At 67.6% G+C, this 23116-nt stretch carries 14 protein-coding genes and 3 tRNA genes; 4 read left to right on the plus strand and 13 right to left on the minus strand.

All coding sequences use genetic code 11. The features are described from left to right. Positions 1-247: 247 nt before the first annotated feature. Positions 248-3361 carry an Rne/Rng family ribonuclease gene (locus MJ605_RS18425; RefSeq protein WP_243043008.1) on the plus strand — a complete coding sequence of 1038 codons (3114 nt, stop codon included), beginning with the start codon at positions 248-250 and terminating at the stop codon, positions 3359-3361. A gap of 73 nt (positions 3362-3434) precedes the next feature. On the opposite strand, the gene MJ605_RS18430 is transcribed toward MJ605_RS18425, so the two are convergent. From MJ605_RS18430 to MJ605_RS18450, 5 genes are all read right to left on the minus strand, one after another. Then, a complete protein-coding gene (locus MJ605_RS18430) occupies positions 3435-4088 on the minus strand; it encodes a response regulator (RefSeq protein WP_243043009.1) in 654 nt (217 codons plus the stop codon). Positions 4089-4238: 150 nt separating this feature from the next. Continuing rightward, a complete protein-coding gene (locus MJ605_RS18435) occupies positions 4239-4481 on the minus strand; it encodes a hypothetical protein (RefSeq protein WP_243043010.1) in 243 nt (80 codons plus the stop codon). Between the two features lie 44 nt (positions 4482-4525). Then, positions 4526-4612, minus strand: a tRNA-Leu gene (locus MJ605_RS18440). A gap of 105 nt (positions 4613-4717) precedes the next feature. Next, positions 4718-4791, minus strand: a tRNA-Cys gene (locus MJ605_RS18445). Between the two features lie 86 nt (positions 4792-4877). Continuing rightward, positions 4878-4953: transfer RNA gene (locus tag MJ605_RS18450), tRNA-Gly, on the minus strand. Positions 4954-5199: 246 nt separating this feature from the next. On the opposite strand from MJ605_RS18450, the gene MJ605_RS18455 reads away from it, so the two are divergent. Together MJ605_RS18455 and MJ605_RS18460 are read left to right on the plus strand one after the other, a co-directional pair. Next, positions 5200-5901 (plus strand): pirin family protein, encoded by a 702-nt coding sequence (locus MJ605_RS18455; protein WP_243043011.1) that lies wholly within the window; start codon positions 5200-5202, stop codon positions 5899-5901. An 81-nt stretch (positions 5902-5982) separates the two neighbouring features. After that, positions 5983-6930: an MBL fold metallo-hydrolase gene (locus MJ605_RS18460; protein WP_243043012.1), complete on the plus strand. Its 948-nt coding sequence runs from the start codon at positions 5983-5985 to the stop codon at positions 6928-6930. 5 nt (positions 6931-6935) lie between these two features. On the opposite strand, the gene MJ605_RS18465 is transcribed toward MJ605_RS18460, so the two are convergent. Further along, a complete protein-coding gene (locus tag MJ605_RS18465; protein ID WP_243043013.1) occupies positions 6936-7517 on the minus strand; it encodes a TetR/AcrR family transcriptional regulator in 582 nt (193 codons plus the stop codon). 92 nt (positions 7518-7609) lie between these two features. Here MJ605_RS18465 and MJ605_RS18470 point away from each other — a divergent pair, with 92 nt between their 5' ends. Further along, complete coding sequence (locus MJ605_RS18470; RefSeq protein WP_243043014.1) at positions 7610-8884, plus strand: MFS transporter; 1275 nt, start codon at positions 7610-7612, stop codon at positions 8882-8884. On the opposite strand, the gene MJ605_RS18475 is transcribed toward MJ605_RS18470, so the two are convergent. The 7 genes from MJ605_RS18475 to MJ605_RS18505 form a co-directional block, all read right to left on the minus strand. Next, positions 8885-9226 (minus strand): tRNA-binding protein, encoded by a 342-nt coding sequence (locus MJ605_RS18475; RefSeq protein ID WP_243043015.1) that lies wholly within the window; start codon positions 9224-9226, stop codon positions 8885-8887. Continuing rightward, complete coding sequence (locus MJ605_RS18480) at positions 9223-10512, minus strand: NAD(P)/FAD-dependent oxidoreductase (protein ID WP_243043016.1); 1290 nt, start codon at positions 10510-10512, stop codon at positions 9223-9225. The genes MJ605_RS18475 and MJ605_RS18480 overlap by 4 nt, the downstream gene beginning before the upstream one ends. A 92-nt stretch (positions 10513-10604) precedes the next feature. Next, a complete protein-coding gene (pbpC, locus tag MJ605_RS18485; protein WP_243043017.1) occupies positions 10605-12995 on the minus strand; it encodes a penicillin-binding protein 1C in 2391 nt (796 codons plus the stop codon). A gap of 49 nt (positions 12996-13044) precedes the next feature. Continuing rightward, on the minus strand, positions 13045-19062 hold the full coding sequence (locus tag MJ605_RS18490; protein ID WP_243043018.1) for an alpha-2-macroglobulin: 6018 nt from the start codon (positions 19060-19062) through the stop codon (positions 13045-13047). A gap of 258 nt (positions 19063-19320) precedes the next feature. Further along, a complete protein-coding gene (gene galU / locus MJ605_RS18495) occupies positions 19321-20199 on the minus strand; it encodes a UTP--glucose-1-phosphate uridylyltransferase GalU (protein WP_243043019.1) in 879 nt (292 codons plus the stop codon). Beyond that, complete coding sequence (locus MJ605_RS18500; RefSeq protein ID WP_243043020.1) at positions 20200-22095, minus strand: polysaccharide biosynthesis protein; 1896 nt, start codon at positions 22093-22095, stop codon at positions 20200-20202. It abuts the gene before it with no gap. Continuing rightward, positions 22082-23113, minus strand: coding sequence for an MraY family glycosyltransferase (locus MJ605_RS18505; protein ID WP_243043021.1), 1032 nt, complete (start codon positions 23111-23113; stop codon positions 22082-22084). The genes MJ605_RS18500 and MJ605_RS18505 overlap by 14 nt, the downstream gene beginning before the upstream one ends. Positions 23114-23116 lie beyond the last annotated feature (3 nt).

The raw sequence follows: 23116 nt of genomic DNA on the forward strand, positions 1-23116 counted from the left end.
GGCGAGGATAGCGCCGGTCGCCTCTACGGCAGCCGGTCGCTGCTCCCTTTCATCGTAACGGTTCGGGTGGTCGTTGTCCGGTGCCGCTGGGTTCCGGGGCGACGGGCGCATTGCCACGAATCATCCCGGCACCGGAAACGATGCCGTCATGTTGCCGCTTAACCGCAGCGGCGCGATCCCCGGCAGGCCGCCGAAGCAGCGGCGCCACCGCGGCACGCGACGCGCGGCAAGCCGAGGAAAAATTACAATGAAACGTATGTTGATCAACGCAACTCAGCGTGAAGAGTTGCGTGTGGCCATTGTCGATGGCCAGACCCTTTACGATCTCGATATCGAAATCCCTTCCCGCGAACAGAAAAAGGCCAACATCTACAAGGGCCGCATCACTCGCGTCGAACCCTCCCTGGAAGCCTGCTTCGTCGACTACGGCGCCGAACGCCACGGCTTCCTGCCGCTGAAGGAAATCGCCCGCGAGTACTTCACGCCGGGCCTGGATCCCAACAAGGCCAACATCCGCGACCTCATCAAGGAAGGTCACGAGGTGGTCGTGCAGGTCGAGAAGGAGGAGCGCGGCAACAAGGGCGCCGCCCTCACCACCTTCATCAGCCTGGCCGGCCGCTACATGGTGCTGATGCCGAACAACCCGAAGGCGGGTGGCGTCTCGCGTCGCATCGAGGGCGAGGACCGCCAGGCCCTGAAGGAGGCCCTGGACCATCTCACCGTGCCCGACGACGTCGGCCTGATCGTGCGCACCGCCGGCCTTGGCCGCGACGCCGAGGAACTGCAATGGGACCTGGACTACCTGCTGCAGCTGTGGAAGGCCATCTCCGGCGCCGCCCAGGCCCAGAAGGCCCCGTTCCTGATCTACCAGGAATCGAAGCTGTTCATCCGCGCCCTGCGCGACTACCTGCGCAGCGACATCGGCGAGATCCTGATCGACGAGGAGTCGCTCTACAACGATGCCCGCGAGTTCATGCAGCAGGTCATGCCCACGGCCCTGCGCAAGCTCAAGCTGTACAAGGACGACACCCCGCTGTTCTCGCGCTACCAGATCGAGACCCAGATCGAGAGCGCCTTTGACCGCCAGGTCCGCCTGCCCTCCGGCGGCTCGATCGTGATCGACCAGACCGAGGCGCTGACCGCCATCGACATCAACTCCTCGAAGGCCACCAAGGGCAGCGACATCGAGGAAACCGCGTTCAACACCAATTGCGAGGCGGCGGTGGAGATCGCCCGCCAGCTGCGCATCCGCGATGCCGGCGGCCTGATCGTGATCGACTTCATCGACATGGACAGCCCCAAGCACCAGCGCGAGGTGGAGGAACGCCTCAAGGACGCGCTCAAGCTGGACCGCGCCCGCGTGCAGATCGGCCGCATCAGCCGTTTCGGCCTGCTGGAGATGTCCCGCCAGCGCCTGCGCCCCAGCCTGGGCGAGGCCACCCAGATCGTCTGTCCGCGCTGCGAGGGCCACGGCCATATCCGCAGCGTGGAGTCGTTGTCTCTCTCGACGCTGCGACTGATCGAAGAGCACGCCATGAAGGACAACACCGGCCAGGTGCTGGTGCAAGCCCCGCCCAGCGTGGCCAACTTCATGCTCAACGAGAAGCGCGCCAGCGTGGTCGAGATCGAGCTGCGCAACAAGGTGCACGTCGTGATCGTGGCCGACGACAAGCTCGACACGCCGCATATCGAGATCCAGCGCATCCGCGAAGCGGACATGGGCGAGCACAGCAAGCCCAGCTACGAGCGCCTCACCGCCGTGGAGGACGCGCCGATCCCGAAGATGGGCCAGGCGCTGGGCAGCAGCGAGCAGCCCGCGGTCAGCGGCATCGTACCCGCCACCCCGGCACCGGTCCGCGAGGAAGCGGCCGCCGCGCCGGTGCCGCAACCCGCACCGACGCAGCCGCCGCGCCAGCCGCCTGCCGCCGCGCCCGCCCCCAGCGGCGGCAGCGTCCTTTCGCGCCTGTTCGGCTGGTTCCGCAGCAGCGCCGCGCCGGCGGCTCCAACCCCGGCCGCCAAGGCCGAGCCAGCCCCGGCCCAGGCACGTGGCGGCGCCCGCCGCGATGAGCGCGGCAATCGCCAGCAGGGCCAGCCGCAGGGCGGGCGCCAGCGCCGCGAATCCGCCCAGCCGCAGGGCCAGAAAACCCAGCAGCCGCAGCCGGCCAAGGGCAATCGCCAGCGTGGCGGCAACGAGCAGGCCCAGCAGCGCCAGCCACAGGCCCAGGCCGCCAAGTCCCAGGAAACGCGCCAGCCGCAGCCGGCCAAGGCGGATGCCGCCGCCCAGCCCCAGGCGGAACGCAAGCCACGCCAGGAACCGCGCCAGCCGCGGCCAGCCCAGGCGCCGCAGCAGCCGGCAGTTGTCGCACCGGCCAGCGAACCCGCGCAGCAGGCCGAGCGCCCGGTAAATGCGCCAGTGGCCGAGGCCAAGGAGCCGTTGCCGGTCATTCCGGCTCCGGCCGAAGCCGTGGCGAACGCCGAAGGCGTACCCGCCGCGCAGGAAACCATCGCCGAGGGCACGCAGCAGTCCCGCCGTCGCCGCGGTCGCCGCGGCGGCCGTCGCCGTCGCCGCCATGAGGAAGCCTCCCTGGCCGGCAGCACCGAGGCCGAGGATATCGAGTCGTCGGACCTGGACGACGAGGACCGTGGCGAGGATGCCGGCACCCTCCCCGCAGAGCGGGCCAGCGTCGCCATCGCCGGCGAGGCCGCGCCTCCGGTGGCCGCCGCGCCCATCGCCGTGACGGCGGTGGCCGTCGCCGCGGCCGTCGAAACCGCCGGCACGGCGGCGAAACACATCGAGGCCCATGCCACGACGCCCTCGCAGCCGGAGGATCAGCTCCCCGAGCAGGTGCTCAGCGCCGTGGCGCCGGCATCGTTCAACCTGCCGAGCCTACCGCCGATCCCCGAGCAAGGCGACGAGGTGGTCGAGGCAGCGGTGGTGACGATCGAAGCGGAGGTCGCCCCGCCCGTGGCCCTGGAACCGATCGCTCCCGTGCCAGTGGCCGCGGTGGACAACACGCCGGAAGCGCCCGCCCCGACGACCGTCGACGTGACGGCAAGCGCGATGCACGCGCCCGAAACACCGGTCGCCACGGCAGAGGTCACACCCGCTGTCGAAGCCAGCACGACCATCGATTTCCGTGCACACATCGACACCACTGCCCATGCGGAGCCAGTCGTGACGGAAGCGGTAACGGTTCCATCCGAAGCGCCCGCGTCGGCCGCGCCAGAGGCAACCCCGGCACCGGCCCAGGGCGATCTGCTCGCCCACGCCGCCCTTCCGCCACTGGCGACGCCGCCGGCCGATGAAGCCGTGGCCGAGGATCAGGCCGACACACTGAAGAAGGACGCCTCGCACGGCTGACCGGCCGTACCGCATGGCGAAAAAAAGCCGGACCCTTGGTCCGGCTTTTTTTATGGCGCCATGCCCGTGGGCGTCAGTTGCCGACCTGGTTGTTGTGCGTGTCGAGCAGCCCATGAATGGTCATCAGGTGGGCCAGGCTGATTACGTGGTCCACCTGCAGCTTTTCCATCAGCCGCTGCTTGTAGGTCGATACCGTCTTGGGACTGAGGTTGAGCTGCTCGCCGATCGTGGTGAGCGCCTTGCCGCGCACCAGCATCATCGCCACTTCCAGCTCGCGGCTGGACAGCGCATCGAACGGCGAGCCCTCGCCATCCAGCGTGGCCAGGACCATTTGCTGCGCTACCGCCGGGGCCAGATAGCGATGCCCGCGAGCCACCAGCCGCACGGCCTCGAGCAGTTCCCCGGCCGAACAACCCTTGGTGAGGTAGCCCAACGCCCCGGCGTCGAGCAGGCGCTTGGGAAAGCGCGCGTCGTCCACCACCGTCACGATGATGACGTGGGTTGGCAGCTTGGAACGGGATACGCGCTCGGTCAGCTCGATACCGCTCATGCCGGGCATGTGCACGTCGACCAGGGCGATATCGGGCGTCTTGGCACGGATGAGCCGGAGCCCCTCCTCGGCCGAGCCCGCTTCTCCGCTGATCTGCACGTCCGGCTGCTGCTGCAGGATCATCCTGAATCCCGTGCGCACCAGTTCGTGATCATCAATGAGTACGACCTTGATCACCCGCCACCCTCCTTGGGCCAATAGCGTGAACATAGGCTGCGGTATGGCTTTATGCAAGCGCACCAAGTTCATTCCTGGCGCACCATCCGTGCATGCTTACTCAGCGTGAAGGCATTGCCCTACAACACCTACCGTCACACGCTTTCCCGTTTATTCCACGCCCGTGGACCAGTTCCGCAGGCCGGCGGCGTCGAGATCGAAATCCTCGACATGAACGGTCATCGCCCTGCGTCCATCGGTCCAAGTCTGCTCGCCGATGCGGCGCTGCACGCCTTGGATCGATACGCCATGGGACAGCGGGCAATCACCCACGCAGGTGCCCACGACATAGCCCTCGGGAAGTTCGGCCGCGACGCGGTTGTCGTAAGGCCCCAGGAATTCCACCACGCTCATGATCTCCCGCGACGTTCCACGTGCCCCCGAGAGCCTTTCCTTGATGGTGCCCGGAGCGGGGATCGAACCCGCATAGCCTTGCGGCTGAGGGATTTTAAGTCCCTTGCGTCTACCAGTTTCGCCATCCGGGCCGGACGCGTTCGATGCGCGCATCCTAGCATGCGGGCATCAGGCAGCCGCCGTGGTGCATGGGCGTAAAAAAACCCGCCGTGGGCGGGCCGGTGGGTATTGCGCAATGGAGGCCTGGGTCGGAATCGAACCGGCGTACACGGCTTTGCAGGCCGCTGCATGACCACTCTGCCACCAGGCCATTGCGCGCGAATCGTAACCCGAAAACGCGGGCCACCATTCGCCTAAAACGACAAAACCCCGGAAAGCCGAGGTTTCGCCAGGAACTGGAGCGGGAAACGAGACTCGAACTCGCGACCCCGACCTTGGCAAGGTCGTGCTCTACCAACTGAGCTATTCCCGCATCAGAGTCGGAAATAGTAACAGAACCTTGGCATTTGTGAAGAGCCCAGAACGATTTTCTTGCCGGTCCCTGGCCGGCGTTCCGAGCGGTGCCCGTCATCATGCCGGCAGCCTTCACGGGAGGATCGCGGCCCGAGCGTAATCTCGCGCAGATGCGTTTCGGCAACAGTCCGTTCTCCGGGAAACGACTGGTATCCGTGCGGCCCCGCCCTATCTTGGCGGGCAGCCAACGATTGAGGAGAGCAGCATGATCGAACGTCGCCCCTTCGATGCCCTGGGCGGAGCCAACCATGGCTGGCTCGATGCCAAGCATCATTTTTCCTTCGCCAACTACTACGACGCCGCGCGCATGGGCTGGGGCGCGCTGCGCGTGTGGAACGACGACACCATCGCGCCGCAGACCGGCTTCCCGCCGCATCCCCATGGCGACATGGAGATCATCACCTATGTGCGCGAGGGCGCCATCACGCACCAGGACAGCCTGGGCAACAAGGGCCGCACGGTCGCCGGCGACGTGCAGGTGATGAGCGCGGGCACCGGCATCACCCATGCCGAGTACAACCTGGAGCCCGACACCACCCGCATCTTCCAGATCTGGATCATCCCCAACCAGCAGGGCAATCCGCCGTCGTGGGGCACCAAGCCGTTTCCGGTCGGCGATCGCTCGGGACGCTTCGTGGCGCTGGCCAGCGGCTACCCGGAGGATGGCGACGCGCTGCCGCTGCGTACCGACGCGCGCGTGCTCGGTGCCACGCTCAAGGCCGGGGAGGAAGCGAGCTACGAGCTCGATCCGCAGCGTTTTGCCTATCTGGTGCCGGCCAAGGGCAAGGTGGAGGTCAACGGCGTGACGCTTGATGCGCGCGACGGCGCGGCCATCTGCGGCGAATCGAAGCTCACCGTTAAGGCGCTGGAATACGCCGAGCTGGTGCTGGTCGATACCTCGCCCTGACCGACGCTCGACCAAGGTGGGAGTGATCCGCCGCCATGGGCTTGCTAACCTCGCCTGGTTCCGTTGCAGGCGAGGTTGGCGATGAGCCACGGCATCCATACGATCGACACCGGTTTCGTGCGCCCGCATTTCGATGCGGCCTATCTCGTGGTGGAAAGCGGCCACGGCGCCTTCATCGACTGCGGCACCAACCATGCGGTACCGCGCATGCTCGATGCGCTGCGCCAACAGGCCATGGCGCCGGCTGACGTCGACTGGCTGATCCTTACCCACGTACATCTCGACCATGCCGGCGGCGCCGGCGAACTGATGGCTCAACTGCCGAACGCACGGCTGCTGGTCCATCCGCGCGGCGCCCGCCACATGATCGATCCCTCGCAGTTGTGGGCCGGCGCCAGCGCCGTCTATGGCGAGTCGGTGATGGAAAAGACCTATGGACGGCTGCGCCCCGTCCCCGCCGAGCGCGTGGTGGAAGCACCGGATGGCCATACCGTCGAGCTTGCCGGCCGCCCGCTGCGCTGCCTCGATACGCCGGGGCATGCGCGCCATCACCTGAGCGTGCATGACGAACAGGCCGGCGCCTGCTTCACCGGGGATACCTTCGGGCTCTCCTACCGGGAATTCGATACGGACAAGGGGCCGTTCATCCTGCCGACGACGTCGCCGGTGCAGTTCGACCCTGTCGCCCTGCACCACTCCATCGATCGGCTGGTCGCGCTCGAACCGCGCATCATGTACCTCACCCACTACGACGGCGTCAGCGACATCCATCGCCTTGCCGCGGACCTGCACGAGCAGATCGACGCGATGGTGGCGATCGCGCAGGCGGCCCAGCGCGATCACCAGGATGCCGCGGCACGCCACGAGGCGATGAAGTCCGCGCTGACCGACCTCTATGCCAGGCGCGCGCGGGCGCACGGATGGCAAGGCGGCCGGGACGACCTGCTAGCGCTGCTCGGCATGGACATCGAACTCAACGCGCAGGGGCTGGGCGTATGGCTGGACCAGTTGCAGCGACGCGCGTCCTGAGCGGTTCAGGCGATCGACGCCTCGATCAATTGCTCGGCCACCGCCACCAGCGAACGCGCCGGTCCCTGCCTGCCGAACAACTGGCCCGACGCATACGTGCCTTCCAGCAATAGCAGCAGGCCATCGGCCAACACCTCCGGCGCCTTCGAGCCCATCGCCTCGCACAAGGCAACCAGGCGTGCGCGCAGCTTGCGCTTGTGCGCTTGCGCCACCTTGCGCGCGGGATGATCGTCGCCGGGATATTCCACCACGGCATTGGTCAACCCGCAGCCACGGTAGCCGGGCTGCGTGGCGCGCTGGGCGAGGCCTTCGAAGTAGGCCATCAGCTGGGCGCGCGCATCATGGGGATGGGTTTCCTTGCCTGCCTCGAACACCTTCCAGAAGGCCTGCTCGTAATCGCGCAGGTATTCGGCCGCCAGCTCGTCCTTGGACGCATAGCTGCGGTAGAGGCTGGGCTTGGTCACGCCCGCTTGCGTGACGATCTCTTCCACGCCGATGGCGCGGATACCCTGGCGATAGAAAAGCTCGCGCGCCGCGCGGCGGATGCGCTCGGCGGCCTTGGGCTTGGCCTCGGTCTGGACGGACATGGATTCGGGATTGCTGGCTGGCATGGCGGGCACGTTGACGATGTTACCGATCGGTACGTATGATCCGCGAACCACCCGTACCGATCGGTAACATGACTATACCCCGCACACGCCCCTTCGGCCAGAAGTACGCTTTCGTCGTCGCCGGCGTGGTGTTCCTCGCCCTGCTCGCCGCCGCAGGCGTGCGCGCGGCGCCAGGCGTGCTGATCGTGCCGCTGGAGCATGCCTTCGGCTGGAGCCGCGACACTATCTCCATGTCGGCGGCGGCGGGCATCTTCCTGTATGGCATGGTCGGGCCGTTCGCGGCCGCGCTGATGCAGGCGGTGGGCATCCGCCGCACCCTGATCGGGGCGCTGGCGCTGATGGCCGCCTCGATCGCGGCCAGCGCCTGGATGACCCGCCCCTGGCACCTGCTGGCAAGCTGGGGCGTGCTCTCGGGCCTGGGTTCCGGCTGCGTGGCCATCGTGCTGGGCGCCACCGTGGTCAATCGCTGGTTCGTCGCCCATCGTGGCCTGATGATGGGCCTGCTGACCGCTAGCACCGCCACCGGCACCCTCGCCTTCCTGCCGGCGCTGGCGGCGATTGCCGAGCATGGCGGCTGGCGGCCGGTGGTATGGACGGTGGCCGGCGGCTGCGCCCTGCTGATTCCGCTGGCCTGGTGGTTGCTACCGGAGCACCCCGCCGACGTCGGCCTGCGCCCGTACGGCGCCACCGGCGAGGACGCGGCCGAACCGCCGCGACGCCATCTGCTCGCCATCGCGCTGGGCACGCTGGCGATGGCGGCCCGGCAGCGCACGTTCTGGTTCCTGTTCGCCACCTTCTTCATCTGCGGCTTCACCACCAATGGGCTGGTCGGCACGCATTTCATCGCGATGTGCGGCGACCATGGCATTCCCGAGGTGCGCGCGGCGGGCGTGCTGGCGATGATGGGTGCGTTCGACCTGGTCGGCACCACGATGTCGGGCTGGCTGACCGACCGCTACGACCCGCGCAAGCTCTTGTTCGTCTATTACGGGCTGCGTGGCCTGTCGCTGATCTGGCTGCCCTATTCCGATTTTTCGCTGACCAGCCTGTCGCTGTTCGGCGCCTTCTATGGGCTGGACTGGATCGCCACCGTGCCGCCCACGCTGCGCCTGGCGGCGGAAGCCTTCGGCGACCGCGACGCGCCGGTGGTGTTCGGCTGGGTGGCGGCCGGCCACCAGGTCGGCGCCGCCAGCGCCGCCTTCCTGGCCGGCGCGTTGCGCACGCAGGGCGGCAGTTACCTGGAGCCGTTCGTGATCGCCGGCGCCACCGGGCTCATCGCTTCCGCGCTGGCGCTGATGATCCGCCGTCCCGCCATGCCGGCGCCGGTACTGATGCCCAGTTGATTACGCCAGCCGCGTGCCGTTCGGTACCGGCCGCTCCACCGCAGTGAGCACCACGCCCTCGTCGGTGGGAAAGCCGGTGAGTAGGAATTGCGAGCGGAACGGGCCGATCTGCTTCTCGGGGAAATTGATCACGCCCACGACCTGCCGGCCGAGCAGGTCCTCTGCACGATACAGCGTGGCGACCTGCGCGCTGGTCTTTTTCTCGCCGTAGGGCCCGAAATCCACCCACACCTTCCAGGCCGGCTTGCGCGCCTCGGGGAAAGCCTCCACGCGCGTCACCGTCCCGGCGACGATCAACACCTTCTCGAAATCGGCCCAGCTGATCTCGTTCCGCTCGCTCATCCTTCCAGCCTCGTCTTGAACCAGTCCCTGCCCTGCTGCCACCAGTAACCGGCCTGCGCGCCGAGATAGCCGAACGGGCGATAGGTGGGCATCAAGCCATAACCGGCGAACTGTTTCCAGCGATCGTCGCCCTCGGCCAGCGCCGCCGCCAGCAGATCGCCCGCCGCGCAGGTGGGCGCCAGCCCATGTCCGCCGAATGCCTGCGCCCACCACAGGCCATCGCCCGTACCGCCGATCTGCGGCATCTGGTGGCGCGCATAGCTCATCAGGCCCGACCAGGCGTAGTCGATGCGCACGCCCTTGAGCTGCGGGAACACGCGCAGCAGGTCCCGCGTCAGCAATCGCTGCACCGCGCGCGGCGAACGGTTGCGCACGGAGATGCGGCCACCCCACAGCAACCGCGTGTCCGGCAGCGGCCGGTAGTAATCGAAGGCGAAGCGCGTGTCGTAGATGGCCGAACGGGTGCGCAGGCATTCGGCCAGTCGGTCGCCCAGCGGCTCGGTCACCATCACATAGGTGGCGATGGGCAGGATCGCTCGGTCCACCTGACGCTTGAGGCCGGCCAGGTAGCCACCGCAGGCCAGCACGACCTGATCGGCCGTCACCGCGCCCTGGGCGGTTTCTATGCGCCACTGGGTGCCGTCGCGGCGCAATTGCCAGGCATCGGTGTTCTCATGGAGACGTACGCCCAGCGACGACGCGGCGCCGGCCAGCCCGATCGCCAGATTGAGCGGATGCAGGTGCAGCGCGTTGCGCTCGTACAGGCCATCGAAATAGCGCGTGGTATGGATGCGCTCGCGCAGCGCCTGCTGCGGCAGCCACTCCCATGACACGCCATAGTGCTCGGCCAGCAGCGCCTGGCGTTGCCGCAGCACGGCGGGGTCGCGGAACCAGTTCGCCCAGACCACGCCCTCGTCCACCATGTCGCAGGCGATGGCGTGGCGCGCCACGCGCAGCCGGATCCGTTCCACCGCCTCGGTGGTGTAGCCGAACAGGGTCCGCGCCATGTCCTGGCCGCGCTGGTCCAGCAGCGCTTGCTCACCCAGCGAGTAACCGGCGAACACGAAGCCGCCATTGCGGCCGGAGGCACCGAAGCCGATGTGCTCCTTCTCCAGCAGCACCACGTCGCGCATGCCGCGCTCGGCCAGGCCCAAGGCGGTATGCAGCCCGGCAAAGCCACCGCCGACGATGGCCACGCGCGCGTGGATACGTTCCTGCAGGGGCGCATAAGGCGCATAGGGCGCCGCGGTGGCACGGTAGTAAGAGCTGTGATGGGGTGAACGCATGGTGCGACACGGGGTCCGTCACGGGAAACGCCGACCCACAACGCTAAGCCATTTCCCGGGCCGTGTCTGCTGCCGCCGGGCAGCCCCCTGCGCTAGTCGACCAGGCTGACGCCCAGGGGACGCAGGTCGCTGCGGCCATGGTCGTCCACCACGCGCACCTCGTAGTTGCCCGCGCTGGCCGGCTGCCAGAACAGCGATTCGCCGGGCGCCGTGCTTCCGACATAGGCATCGCCGACGAACCAGTACAGCTCGCGCACCGAGGCGTCCGCATTGGCGGTGAAGGCGATGCGGTTCTCCGCGGATGGCTTCAACCGCAGGGCATAGATGCTGCCGCGCAGGGGCGAGGTGATGGCCGGCGGATCGCCGCCGACGTCGCCGCTGCCGATGCAGTCCTCGTTGCGCGGCGGCGTGAGACGAGGAATGCCGGCCTGCGCGAACACGCGCTGCAATTCGGACGGCCAGAACTCGTAGACCTCGACATGGGTGCGCTTGCCGGCATAGGGCGGGCAAGCGGGACGCCCGGTGGCGTCGTCGATCACCACCGGCCGATGCACCTGGCTGACCCGGACCGGCGACTTGCCGGGAATGAACCAGGTCGTGCCCCGCTGGGGACACCACTGGTTAGGCAGGTCGCCGCTGGCCAGGCAGATTTCCACGCGACGCAGATGGGCCGGCATGCGGCGCACCGGCTCGGCCATCTGCGGCTGCGCCGCGCGCAGCGCATCGACCATCTGGAAGAACAGCGGCGCCGACGCTTCCACGCCCACGAAGGCGGGGTTGCCGCTGCTGTCGAAGTTGCCTATCCAGACCACCAGCACGTAAGGGCCGAAGCTGCCGGCGGTCCAGGCATCGCGGAACCCCCAGGACGTACCGGTTTTCCAGTACACCGGCAGGCGGCCGGGCTGCGCGCCGGTGGTTTCGTCGGGGCGCGGGTTCTGCCGCAGCATGTCCATCACCATGAAGCTCGCCTCGTCGCTGAGCAGTCGCGTGCCGCCGGATGGTTGATCGGAGGCCAGCAGCCGCAGCGGCCGCAGCTCGCCACGGTTGGCCAGCATCGCGTAGAGGCCGGCCAGCTCCTGCATGGTCACCTCGCCGCCGCCGAGCACCAGGGCCAGCCCGTAGTGCTTCTCGCTGGCCATGCGGCTGATGCCGGCCTCGCGCAGGAACTGGTAGAAGCTGGGCTGCTGCAATTGCGAGGCGACCCACACGGCCGGGATGTTGCGGCTGCGCACGAGCGCTTCGGTGGCTGTCACCGGCCCCAGGAAATGGCCGTCGAAATTCTCCGGCGCATAGGGCCCAAAAGCCGTCGGCACGTCGCGCAAGACGGTCTGCGGATGCAGCACGCCCTGGTCGAAACCCAGGCCATAGATGAAGGGCTTGAGCGTGGAGCCTGGCGAACGCTTGGCCAGCGTGCCGTTGACCTGGCCCTGGATGTCGGCGTCGCGGTAGTCGGCCGAGCCCACCAGGGCCTTCACGCCCATGTCGCGGGTATCGACCAGGATGGCGGCAGCATTGCGGATGCCGCGGGACTGGTTGCGCTCGATGTAGCGGCCGACCTGGCGTTCCAGCACGTGTTGCAGGTCCAGGTCGAGCGTGGTGGCGAGCCGGCTGTCCTCCCCCGCCATGCCCAACCGCCGCGCCGCCAGCACCTGGTCCACCGCGTGTGGCGCCTCGAACGGCAGGCTCGGCAAGGGGCGCAGGCGCCATGGCAGGTCGAACAGCGGCTGCAGCGAGGCATCCTCGGGATGCCGCTTTTTCCAGCGGACGTAGAGCCGGTTGCGCGAAGCGGTCAGCGACGGACCGGCAAGCTCCGCGCCATGAGCCTGCAGGCGTCGGCTGGGATCCTGCGGGATCACCGCCAGCGTCAGCGCCTCCGGCAGGCTGAGCATGGCGGCGCTCTTGTCGAAATAGATCATGCTGGCGGCGCCCACGCCCTCCACGTTGCGGCCATAAGGCGCGAAGTTGAGATAGGCCTCGAGGATCTGGTCCTTGGAGTAATACAGCTCCAGCTGCACCGCGCGCGCGACCTGCCGCAGCTTGCCCAGTGGCGTGCGCGTATCGAGCCGCCAGAGCAGGCGGGCCAACTGCATGGTGAGGGTGGAGCCGCCCTGGCGATTGCCATGGCTCACATAGGTGACCCAGGCGCCACGCGCCAGCCCGTACGGGTTGAAGCCGGGATGCCAGCGGAACCAGCGGTCCTCGTGCAGCATCACGCCCTCGATCAGCGCGGGCGAGATGTCCTTGAGCGGCACCCACAGGCGATAGCGCTGGTCATCGGCCAGGGTCAGGCGCAGCAGGCGGCCCTGCGCATCGACCACCGCGGTGGACGAAGGCAACCATTCGCGCAAGGGACGATGCGGCCACAGGCGGCAGCCCAGCAGCACCGCCACCACCAGGGCCGCGCCCGCCAGCCAGTTCTGCCAGCGCCACAGCCATCGCAGCAGGGCCGTGGCGACGCGGGCGACAAGTGGCGGAGACTTCATGGGGCGGCATCACCGGCGCGCCTTTCGTCCGAAAGGCGCGCCTCCTGGCTCAGGGTTGGCTGGTCACGGTGAGCGTCCTGCCGCCGGCCGTGCGCGCCTGGATACGGCGGTCGTACAGCGATTCGCCATAGGCGGGCGGCACGATGAACTTGCCGGCATTGGTCGCCTTGATGCGGTAGACGAACTCGCCCACGTCGGGCAGCGCCGTGCCATACAGCACCACGCGGTCCTCGCGCACGTCGGCGTATTGGAGCCGCCAGCTGGCGCGGCCCACGCCGATGGGCGAGCGCCACGCACCAGCCTCCACCGTGCTGTCGCCGCCAGCATCCTCGGCCGCCGGCTCGTTCTGCTGGTGGTCGGTCACCACCGGCGGCGGCTGGATCACCGGCTCGAAACCGCCGGGCAGCAGGTCGACGATCGCCACGTTGCCGACGCCATCGTTGCCAATGGCGCGGATCTTCAGGTGCACGTCGATCTCCTGGCCGAGGCTTATCTGGTCGATGGTCTTGCCGTTCGCGTCGGTGTAGTCGCGGGTGATCTCCAGGCCCTCGCTGATCGCCTTGCCGGGCGCATCACGGTCGTAGCCGCCCTGGCTCACCACGCGCCAAGCCGGCAGCGTGCCGCCGTTGGTGAAGCGCAGGCGATTCACCGCCGCATCCCAGCTACCGGCCTGCAGCAGGTTGCCCTGCGGCGCGGCGATGGACTTCACACTGCCGTCGGCATGCACCTCGTCGATGCGCAGCTTGTCCAGCCCGTCGCCTGCCTGCCCCGCATAGGCATCGAGCGCGAGCAACGTCATGGACGAGGACAGCGTGTTGTACCAGCCATGCGCCAGCGGCCACGCCAGGTTCTCCATCACGCGCGGCGAGAGGGCCCTGGCGCGCTCGGGGAAGTGCTTGCCGAGCAGGTACAGGGTGCTGGCGTCGCGGATCAGCGGGTCGTAGTAGTAGCCGTAGTGGTAGTCCTTGTCCTCGGCGCTGCGCTCGAGCAGCTTCTGCGGCCCGGCGATCAGCTGCGCCGCCTGCTTGTCCTGCTTGAGCAACTGGTACGAGGCGGCCAGCCAGGCCGCGGCGAGGTCGTTCTTCCATTGCTCGGGATAGGCCTCCTCCAGGCGCTTCTGCACGGCGGCGAGGTCGTTGGTGGTGACGTTGCCCTGGCGGGTCAGCAGGTACACCGCATAGGCGCGCTGGCGCAGCAGGTCCAGTCCATCGAGGCTGTCGTCCGCCGCCAGTTGCCGCAGGTAGCCGTTGCCGGCATCGAACATGTCGCGCGGCACGCTGACGCCGCGATCGCGCGCCTCGAGCAGGAAGTGCATCGCATAGGTCGACACGAACGGATCGGCATCCGGCGTGGCCGCCCACAGGCCGAAGCCGCCGCGTCCGTTCTGGCGCGAATGCAGCACGTCGAGGAACTGCGCCAACGCCTCGTCGTTGCTGAGCTGCCTGCCTTCCAGCTTCGGCTGCAGCGCCTCGGCGAACACCTTCACCTGCGGCCACTTGGCCAACACCAGCCGCGGCATCGCCGAGCTGAGGATCTGCTCGCTGCAGTAATGCTGGAAGTTGACCAGGTAGTCGGTGAGTCCGCTGGCGAGCACCACCGGCACGCTGGAGATGGCCGCGTCGCGCGAGGCGTACGGGCCATACATGCGGCGCAGGCCCGGCTGGTCGACCTTGCTGTTGGAATCGACCCGGCCGACATCCACCTGGGTGCGGTAGGCCGATGCCGGGCGCACCGACAGGTCCACGCCCTGGCGCGCCGACTTGTCGCCGTAGCTGGCCGTGAAGTCCAGGTGACCCGAACCCAGCTGGTCGGTGGCCTTGACCCGGAAGGTAGCCACGCCTTCGCGCAGCTCGCCCAGGCTCAGGCTCCGGCTGGGCGCGCCCATCACTTGCAATTGCGGCCCGGTCTTGAGCGATACCGCCACCGGCACCGCCTTGCCACCCAGGCCGGTCAGGTTGTTGGCCACGCCTACGCTGACCTCGGCCTCGTCGCCCGGCGCCAGCGTGGTGGGCACGTTGGGCGACAGCACGAAGTCACCACGCACGGTGGTGGTGCCCTCGAAGGTACCGACGCGATCCGGCGACACGGCCACCGCCATCACGCGTAGCCGGCCGTTGAAGTAGTCGGGCACCTGGTAGCGCAGCTCGGTCTCGCCGTTGACCTCGACGATGCCCGACCAGTAAGCCACCGGCTTGTCGCGCTTGCGCTTGAAGGGATTGAGCTGGCGGCCGATCGCGGCATCCTCGTCGCCGCCGGGCGCCGCCATCGCCATCAGCTTCTCGAAGTCGGGCAGGATCAGGTCGAGGATCTGCGCGGTGCCGACCTCCAGCATGCGCTTGCGGAAGAAGAACTTCAGCGGATCGCCCAGCTTGTAGCGGGCCACCTGCAGGATGCCCTCGTCCACCGCGAACACCACGGCGCGGGTCGGCTGCGGCGCGCTGAGCTTGAAGGTGACCGTGTCACCGGGCTTCACCAGCGCGGGCGATTCCACCTTGATGGCATTGCGCCGCGCATCGAGGTTCACCGAGAACGGCACTACGCCATAACTCAGCGGACTCATGAAGATCTCGTCCGACGACGGATCGCGGATGTACTGCACGTTGATGTAGCCGTTGCCCTCGAAGTCGGCCGGCACCGTGATGTGCTGCACCGAGCTGGTGGTGTCGGCATGGAACCAGGCGTGGGCGTAAACCTTGTCGCGCTCGATGGTGATCAGGCCGCTGCCGGCGTACGGCGCGCGGATGGCCACGTCCACCGTCTCGCCCGGCGCGTAGTCCTGCTTGCTCAGGTTGAGCTGCAGTTCGGCGTTGCGGTCCAGCGAGCGCGACACGTTGGCGGCGCCAGCCACTGAATACGCCACCCGGTTCACTTCCACGCCATCGCTGGCGCGCAGCAACACCAGCGCGTAGCTGCCCGGCTCGTCGGTCGGCAAGGCGTAGTCGTTGCCGTCGGCAGAAAGCTCCAGCGCCTGCTCCTTGAGCGTGGTTTCCTTGAGCTTGGACTGGTACTTGTAGACGCCCGAATCCTGCCGGGTCAGCACCGAGACGTAACGCAACTGGACCAGGCGCGCCTTCAGCGCCTTCAGCGCGATGGCCTTGGCGGTGTGGTCGATCGCCACCAGGCGCACGCTGCGCGGCGTACCGCGGCTGACGTAGTCGAGGTCGTCCACCGCCTTGTAGCCGACCAGCCAGTCGTTGCTGGACACCAGGGTCTGGGCCGCCGCGGCCACGCTGCGGCCGCCTTCGGGCTCGTACGCCTTGGCCAGGAAGTACAGCTGGTAGGTGGCGTCGGCGTACTTCTTCAGGTCCAGGTCGAATTCGGCATGGCCCTTGTCGTCGGTCTTGCCGTCCTGCAAGGTGTCCTCGTAGCCCTCCTTGGCACGCCGTGCATCGTAGAAATGGTAGTCGGGCCAGCTGCGGAAGGCCGGCCAGGCCGGGCGCAAGGTCAGCGAGGCCTCCACGCGGCGGTTGGTAGCCGGCGTGCCGAACAGGTTCATCGCATCGACGATGCCCTTCACCTCGTCCGGCTTCACCCAGCCCTCGGGCACTTGCCCGGCAAGCCTGGCCTCCACCTTCATGCGGTCGGGCAGGAATTCCTTCACCTGCACGGTGGTGCTGCCGATCTGCGCGCCGGCCTTGCCGTCCTTGACGATATAGAGATTGACCGTCCAGGTGCCGGTCGGCGCGGTTTCGGCGGGCGCGTAGGCCAGTTCGCCGAAACCCGAGCCATCCATTGCCATCGGCAATTGCTTCACCGTCATGCCGCGCGGGTCGACGATCTCGACCTGCAGCGGAATGCCCGCCACGCTGTGCGTCCAGCTGGCCGCGCGCACGATCAGGCCCACATGGAAGGTATCGCCCGGCCGGTAGATGCCGCGATCGGAGAACAGGTAGGCCGACAGCTGGCCCGCGTTCTGCGCGTTGCGCTCGCCGCCCACGTCGAAGCGCGAGAAATCCAGCCGGCGGTCATAGCTTCCGATGGGCAGGAACGACAGGTCGTCGGCCTTCTTCACCATATAGAGCGTGGGCTGCTTTTCGCGCTCCAGCCCCTTGAAGCTGGGGAAATGCACCATACCGTCGGCCGAGGTGGTGTCGTCGAACAGGGTCTGGCCATTGACGGCCAGTACCGAAACGCTGGCGCCCGCCACCGGCTGGCCGGTGCGGATGGATTGCACGAACACGTCCTGGCTGCCATCCAGCGCGCGCTTGACCAGCATGCCGAGGTCCGTGACCACGATCAGGCGTGTGTCGGTGGGCAGGGAGCCGTCGCCGCTGTCCTCGCCGGACATGCCGTCGCCTTCGGCATCCTCCTCGTCCGGGTAAGCTTCGTTGGCGTTGCGCGGCGCGGCCTGGGGCTGGTTCTCGGCGGCCTTGCGCGCCTCCTCGCGTTTCTTCTCGGCCGCGGCGTCGTAGCTGGAAAGATGCAGCAGGAATACGCCGCGCTTGCCGTCCTTCAGGTATTGGCCCAGGTCCACGCCCTCGTAATGGGCCTTGGCGGGATCGCCCTTGGGAAAGCTGCGCTTCTGCTCGAAGCGCTCCACGATGTGGTCCTCGCTGAAGGCGTAGCCGAGCTCGGGCCGCGCATAGCTGCCCTGGTTGAAGCTGACCAGGTGCTGCAACTGGTCGGGCAGCACGCGGCCGATTTCCACGCGCATGCCAGGCAGGTTGCGCGAAACCACGGAAAGGCGCTTGCTGCCGGAGATGGACAACAGGGAGCCGTCGGCCATGAAGCGCAGCAGCTTGGGATAGTCGGGCACCGTCACCACGGCGGCGTAGGGCTTGCCTAGGACATAACCGCCGAACGATTTCAGGCCCTTGTCCACCCGCACGTAGATGCGCTGGCCGGGCGCGGCGTGGAACTTGAAGCTCTGCGTCGCCTCGTAGTCGTTCTCCGTCGGCACCCGTTCCAGCGGCAAGGGCTGTGCCAGGCGCAGTGTATCCTCGCCCACCTGGGAAGCGTTCCAGGCATAGGGTGGCTCGTCCTCGCCCTGCTCCACACCGGGCCTGCGCGCGGGCAGCACCCATGCCTTGACCAGGCCGGCCAGTTCGCTGTCGCGCACGCTGCCGCCAACGTTGAACAGCAGCACCTGCTCGGGCTCGTACTTCTCGTTGTCGACCAGGGTGGGCGCGATGCTGTTGATCGACAGGCTGTAGAGACCCGGCACGCGCACATGCGCCTTGAGTTCCTTCGCGGTGCCATCGCCGCCGCGCGCGCTGCGCACGCCCTTGTCGATCACATAGCGCACGCTGCCCTCGTCGCGCGGCAAGGCCAGCGGCTGCGAGTGGATCCAGGCATGCAACCGGGTCTGGTCGTAGGTAACGGTATATTTCAGCGCGGTATCGCCGCTACCCCGCTGGGCCAGGCCGACGGCGATGCGCTTTTCGAAATCGGCCGCGTCGACCGGGTAATTGAAGTTCACCGGCAGGATGGTCTTCTTGGCGGTCGCGTCCTGGGGATCCTGGTAGAACTCGCCGCGCTGCACCTTGGCCTCGAACGGCGCGATATCGAAACCGAAATGATCCTCGGCCACCCGCACATGGGGCGCGAAGGCCTTGGCAGGATCGAAACGCACCTCGTAATGGCGGCCGACCGGCCAATCCTCGGCGGGCACGAAGCGCAGGGTGCGGTCGTCGGTCCAGCTCCACTGCCCCTTGGCGGCCGGCTGCATGACGATGCCCTCGGTCACCGGCTTGCCGACCCGTTCGATCGGCGCGGCCGAGCCGGAGAAACTCACCGTCAACGGATGGATGACGATAGGTTGCTGCACATAGTCGGTAATGGCCGGGGCATCGACCTTCAGGGTGATATGGGAGGGCTCCGCCGGCTTGGGCCGGTTCCGGTACCACTGCCAGCCGAACCAGCCGCCGGCGCCCAGCACCATCGCCGCAACCAGCAGGCCAGCCGCCTGTACCGGCCGGCGCCGGATCCACCCTCCGGTGGCGGTCAGCCAACCGGGCGCGGTCCAGCTGACCTGCCCCAACAGGGGACGCAACACCCATCCCAGGCCGGCGAACAGGCCGCGCAGCAAGCGCAGCGGCAGCAACAGCAGAAATCGCAGCAGATCCATGATGCTTCCTCAGGTGTCATCCGATGAACACGAAAACGGCATGCCGCCGGCCCTGGGCCGATGCCCAATATGCGACAGCGCCCGCCTCTTGCGAAGCGGGCGCAACGATCACGGTACCCCAGGGATTAATCTGCGCGCCGAACATGGCGGAACGCGGGAAGGATTCTGGCATGCGCCCGTCCATGGCGCATTCGGATCAGTCTGATTTCTGTCGCCGCCCTCTGCCTTGCGCAGAGGGCGGTAGTACCGACCGTAGGATTACTTCACCAGCTCGGCGGCCAACTCGCGCACCACCGGGGCGAGCTTGGGGTCCTGCAAGGCCATGTGCATGGTGGCCCGCACCAGGCCGGCCTTGTTGCCGCAGTCGAAGCGGGTGCCCTCGAAGCGATAGGCCAGCACCTTGCCCTGCTCCTTCAGTAGCGCGTCGATGGCGTCGGTCAGCTGGATCTCGCCACCGGCGCCGGGCGTGGTCTGCTCCAGCAGTTGGAAGATGCGGCCCGGCAGCACGTAGCGGCCGACCACCGCGAGGTTGGAGGGCGCATCGGCCGGCTTGGGCTTCTCCACCATGTGGCGGATCTGCGCGCTGCGCTCGTCGATGGGCGTGGCGTCGACGATGCCGTACTTGTCGGTCTCGTTGTGCGGTACTTCCTCCACGGCGATGACCGCGGCGTGCTGCGCCTCGGCCAGTTCAGCCATCTGGCGCAACGCGCCCTTGCCCTTATTCCAGATCAGGTCGTCCGGCAGGATCACGCCGAACGGCTCGTCGCCCACCACCGGCTTGGCGCACAGCACCGCATGGCCCAGGCCCAGCGCCTCGGGCTGGGTGACGAAGATGGCGCGCACATGCCTGGGCAACGTGCCCTGCACCAGCGCGAGCAATTCGTCCTTGCCCTTCTCCTGCAGCTTGGCTTCCAGCTCGTAGGCCTTGTCGAAATAATCCGCGATGGCGTGCTTGTAGCGGTTGGTGACGAACACCAGGGTATCGGCGCCCGCATCGACCGCTTCGTCGACGGCGTACTGGATCAACGGACGGTCCAGCACCGGCAGCATTTCCTTGGCGACCACCTTGGTGGCGGGCAGGAAACGCGTGCCCAGGCCGGCCACGGGGAACACTACCTTGCGCAACGGTTTGCTCACTCACTTCTCTCCTGATTCACTGCGGCGCAGCGCCACCACGTTATCCGGCTGCGACGTCTCGCTCCAGCGGAACGACGGCAGCAGGTTCGACACGCATTGGCGCAATACATCCTCGTCATAGGCCACCACGGCATCCGCGGCCTTGGCCAGATGCACGTTCAACGGCTCCCACTTCACCGGACGATACTGCGCAAGAAAGATCTTGGCGTGCGTCGTCTCGATGTAGTTCTCGAGGGGATGGAACAACTCCTCGAACAGCTTTTCGCCCGGGCGCAGGCCGGTATAGACGATCGGGATCTCCGTGCCGGGCTTGCGGCCGGCCAGGCGGATCATCTGCTCGGCCAGGTCGCGGATCTTCACCGGCTCGCCCATGTCCAGCGCGAAGATCTCGCCGCCCTTGCCGATGCTGGCCGCCTGCAGGATCAGCTGGCAGGCCTCGGGAATGGTCATGAAGTAGCGCGAGATTTCCGGATGCGTGATGGTGACCGGGCCACCGTTGCGGATCTGCTGGCGGAACAGCGGCACCACGGAACCGGCCGAATCGAGCACGTTGCCGAAACGCACGGTGATGAAGTGCGTGTTGGAATGCTCGTTGAGGTTCTGGCACCAGATCTCGGCCACGCGCTTGCATGCGCCCATCACGCTGGTGGGATTGACCGCCTTGTCGGTGGAGATCAGCACGAAGCATTCCACGCCGTGGCGATCGGCCAGGTCCGCCACATTGCGGGTGGCCAGCACGTTGTTGCGGAAGGCGGCGCGCAGTTGGCCCTGCAGCAGCGGCACGTGCTTGTAGGCCGCGGCATGGAACACCACCTGCGGCTTGTATTCGCCGAACAGCTTGCGCATCGCCGCCGGGTCGCCGCAGTCGGCCAGGACGGCCTCGTAGACCAGCTCGGGATATTCCGCGCGCAGTTCCTGCGAAATCCGGTAGAGGTTGTATTCGCTGTTGTCGACCACGCACAGCGACTGCGCGCCCAGGCGGGCGACCTGCCGGCACAGTTCCGAGCCAATCGAGCCGCCGCCGCCCGTCACCAGCACGCGACGGCCGGTGAGCGTGACGCGGATGGCCGTCCAGTCCAGCTCGACCGTGTCGCGGCCCAGCAGGTCCTCGATGGCCACTTCCTTGATCTCGTTGAAGTGCGCCCGGCCGGACACCACGTCTTCCAACTTGGGCACGGTGCGATACGGCAAGCCGCTCTGGTCGCACAGTTCCACCACCCGGCGCATTTCCTGGGTGGAGGCGCCCGGCATGGCGATCAGCAGCATCTGCGCCGCGACCTCGCGGGCCAGCTCGGGAATCTGGTCGATGCGGCCCAGCACGGGGCGGCCGTTGATGCTGGCGCCGCGCAGGCTTTCCCTGTCGTCGACGAAGCCGACCACGGTATAGCCGTTGTCGCGATGCAGGTCGCGCGACAACGCCTCGCCGGCGCGGTCGGCCCCCACGATCAGCACGCGCTGGGTGGGCTTGGACTGGAACAGGTCCAGCCGGCTGTCTTTCCAGAAGCGATAGGCCAGGCGCGGCGTGCCCAGCAGCACGGCCAGCACCACCGGATACAGCAGCAGCACCGAGCGCGGCACGTCGTCCAGGCGGTTGTAGAGCATCAGGGCGGCGGCAATCGCCAGCGCGCCCAGTACCGCCGCGCGCAGGATGTTCCAGAGATCCGGCAGGCTGGCGAAGCGCCAGACGCCCTTGTACAGGCCGGTCCAGCTCAGCACCGCCCCCTGCACCAGCAGCACCAGGGGAAATTCCAGCATGTGGAAGCCGATGGCCGCGTTGTCGACCAGCGCATAGCGCAAGGCCTTGGCCACCCACCAGGCCAACGCCGCCATCGCCAGGTCGTGGAGCACCACGGCCGTACGCGGATGGATAACGCCGATCAGTTTACGAAGCGACATGACGACCCTTGTGCGAAACGCGCCGCAGGCATCGGCGCTTCATGACCATCCATACGGCGGTCGCTACCACGTAAGTGCCGGCGAACGCCGGAATGGATGCAACCGGCCAGACCCACGCCAGCGCGGCCAAGGGCGCCGCCACCAGCAGATTCCAGGCCAGATAGCACATCCCCCCCGAGGCATGCGTGAACCCGCTGCGAACCATCCACTGATATAGATGCTCCCGGTGGGCAGTGTACCAACGGCGGCCACTTGCCATACGACCCAAGAGGGTAAGGCTTGCGTCTGCTACGAAAGATGAACTGAGGATCAGGGCCGGCCACAGCAGACGCCCGTCGGCCCGCCACAGCAGGGCGGTCAGGGCATACAGCAGCAGCCCCATGGTGCCGCTGCCCACGTCCCCCATGAAGATGCGGGCCCGCGGCCGGTTGTAGAACCAGAAGCCCAAGGATGCGGCCATCAGGCAGGCCGCCGCCCCTGCCAGCGCGCTCTGGCCGGCGGCCCAGGCCAGCAAGGCCAGGCCGGCCCCGACGAACATCACCTGCTGGGCCAGCAGGCCGTCGATGCCGTCCATGAAATTATGCAGGTTGATGCTCCAGGTGCCCGCCAGGACTAGCACGGGCAGCCACCACCAGGCCATGCCGGCCACCGACAGGGCCACGGCGACCAGGGTCGCCGACAGCAGTTGTACGCCGAGCCGGGGAAGCACCGGCAGGGAACGATGGTCGTCCCACCAGCCCACCGCGGCCACCAGCACCATGGCCACCGCCAGCGCCACCGCCGTGGCCGCCGGCCATGGCCGGGGCAGCCATGCGAGACTGGCGGGCATGGTCAGCAACGCGGCGGCCACGATGCCTATGCCGCCGCCGCGCGCGGTGGGTACGGTATGGGAACGGCGCTGCCCGGGCATATCCATCATGCCGCGGCGATGCGCATAGGCGATCGCGCCGCGCACGACGGCCAGGGAAATCACCAACGAGGCCAGCACCATCCCTATCGCCAGCGAACTCGGACTCATCCG

It is taken from the genome of Dyella sedimenti (genome assembly GCF_022760995.1).
Classification (GTDB): domain Bacteria; phylum Pseudomonadota; class Gammaproteobacteria; order Xanthomonadales; family Rhodanobacteraceae; genus Dyella; species Dyella sedimenti.